Raw genomic sequence first — 2,194 nt, forward strand, 5'->3', positions numbered from 1 at the left:
GGTATCTATGTTAAATTTAGCTCCCGCGATCAGGGTCTGTCCGCCTGATACCTTAAATTTACCCTTAGGCGTCACCTCTAGCGGGTCAAATTTGATATCAAGCGCGAGTTTGCCGTCCGTTTTGCCGCTTAGCTGTTCAACGGGAACCTCGATGTCGTAGGCTTTTAGTATGGAGTTTACGCTTTTGTCGTAGAGGGCCGAGGTTTGCAGATTTAGCGTGAGCCCGGCGCCTTTTTCCTCGAAAATTTTATAGATTTCAAGGGTGCTTGCGTTTAGATTTTTGCCCTGCCATTTTGGGTTTTTTAGCGTGAAAAATAGCGAGCCTTTTTTTAGCTCGACGTCGACTCCCTCGGCTGTGGCGGCGGGTAGTTTTTCGTGAAATTTAACCTTTACGTTTTTAGAAAAACCCTGCGCGCTAAGCTCGTTTAGATAGGGCTCTTGCTTGTTTAGGTCAAATCTACCCCGAAGCGATTTTACGAAGTAGTTATCCGCCGTGATGTAGCCGTAGATCCAGCTTTTTATCTCTTTATCTAGCCCCGTTTTTGCGCCCAGCTCGTCCATAAAGCCTCTTAGGCTAGTCGCGTTTATGTCGCTTAGCTCGTATTTTAGCTCGGCTTTTTTGAGGTTTACGGTAGCGTTTCCGTTTAGCTCGTGGCTAGAAAAAGTGCCGTTAAAATCGTAAATTTGACGCCTCAAATCGGCATTGCTAACGCCGCTTAAAGTGATGTTAAAGTCCTTAAACTCGAGCAGATAGATGTTTGCGGTTATGCCGTCCTCGGTATCTTTAAAATTTGAGCTAACCGCCAAAAACGGGCTATCTAGATAAAAAACGTCGTCTCTATAAAATAGCGTGGACTCGCTGTTTAGAAATTTGACGCGCTCAAGTAAGATTTCCTCAAACAGCCTATCGATCCAGACGATGTTTTTGGATAGATCTAGCAGCGCGTCCTCGGAGCTATCCTTGGCGCTTTGTTTAGGTATCTCTATATTTTGCGCGCGTAAAATTATTTTTTTATCGAGTTTTATATATAATTGCTCTATTTTAAAGTCGCCCGCGTCGATATTTTCTATCTCGACGCCGTGTTTTAGGACGGCTATAAAAATGACGAATATCAAAACCGCAGGGATCAAAATGCGCCAAATTTTCTTCATTATCAGCGAGATGATTTTCATATTTTTTCTGAGCTTTCTTGTTTATCTTAGCCGCCCGGTGAGCGTGAGCGAGGTCATTTTCGTGCCTCAGGGCAGTACGCTTGGGATTATATCATATCTAAGCGAAAAAAATACGGACGCAAATAAATTCGACGCCATGATCTTGCGCGCTATGGGGCACGTGCAAGCAGGCTGGATAGACCTGGGCGCGGCAAAGCTTAGCAAGCTTGATTTTTTATATAAACTCACGACCGCAAAAGCGGCCCTAACGCAAATAACGCTGATTCCGGGCGAAACGACGGCCGTGTTTTTGCAAGAGGTCGCAAAAAAGCTAAATTTGAGCGAGGCGAAGCTAAATGAATTTTACGCCAAATTTGCTCCGCTAGAGGACGGCTTTTTAGTGCCTGAAACCTATAAAGTGCCCCTTGGCGTAAACGAAGAACAACTAGCGGCGCACCTCGTAAATTTATCTAAAAAATCACACGAAAAAACGGCTACCGAGCTACTGGGAAGCTACGACGAAAAGCGCTGGAGCGAGTATCTCGTAACTGCCTCGGTAGTGCAAAAGGAGGCGGCAAACGAGGATGAGATGCCCCTTGTCGCTTCCGTCATCCAAAACCGCCTAAAAAAGGGCATGAAGCTGCAAATGGACGGCACGCTAAACTACGGACTCTACTCGCACGAGACGGTCACGGCCGAGCGCATACGAAGCGACAAGAGTAAATTTAACACCTATCTAAACGAAGGCCTGCCGCCAAGCCCCGTTTGCACCGTGGGGCTAGCTGCGATCAGGGCGGCGATAAGGCCGGCGCAGAGCGAGTTTTTGTACTTCGTGCGGGATAAAAAGACGGGCAAGCATAAATTTAGCGTAACCTACGATGAACACGTGGGTGCGATAAACTCCCAAAAGTAGCGCGCCAAAAGGCGTTTTAATATAAATTTGGATAAGATTTTGCGAAATTTAATTAGGAGGAAAGATGAGCGACATCGTCTACACTAGAACCGACGAATCACCGCTGCTTGCTAGCTACTCGCTGTTTCC

General features: G+C 46.3%; 2 protein-coding genes. One reads left to right on the plus strand and one right to left on the minus strand.

Annotated features, from left to right (window positions below):
• A partial coding sequence (locus Q0338_RS00750) for a DUF3971 domain-containing protein (protein ID WP_298085092.1) occupies window positions 1-1,173 on the minus strand: 1,173 nt, incomplete at its 3' end.
• On the opposite strand from Q0338_RS00750, the gene mltG reads away from it, so the two are divergent.
• A complete protein-coding gene (mltG, locus tag Q0338_RS00755) occupies window positions 1,163-2,065 on the plus strand; it encodes an endolytic transglycosylase MltG (protein WP_298085093.1) in 903 nt (300 codons plus the stop codon). The genes Q0338_RS00750 and mltG overlap by 11 nt on opposite strands.
• Window positions 2,066-2,194: the final 129 nt, after the last annotated feature.

Source organism: uncultured Campylobacter sp. (assembly GCF_938018145.1).
In the GTDB taxonomy this organism is placed as follows: Bacteria; Campylobacterota; Campylobacteria; order Campylobacterales; family Campylobacteraceae; genus Campylobacter_A.

Coding starts and splice junctions, on each gene's coding strand:
- mltG (WP_298085093.1), top strand. CDS start 1,163: ATGATTTTCATATTTTTTCTGAGCTTTCTTGTTTATCTTAGCCGCCCG.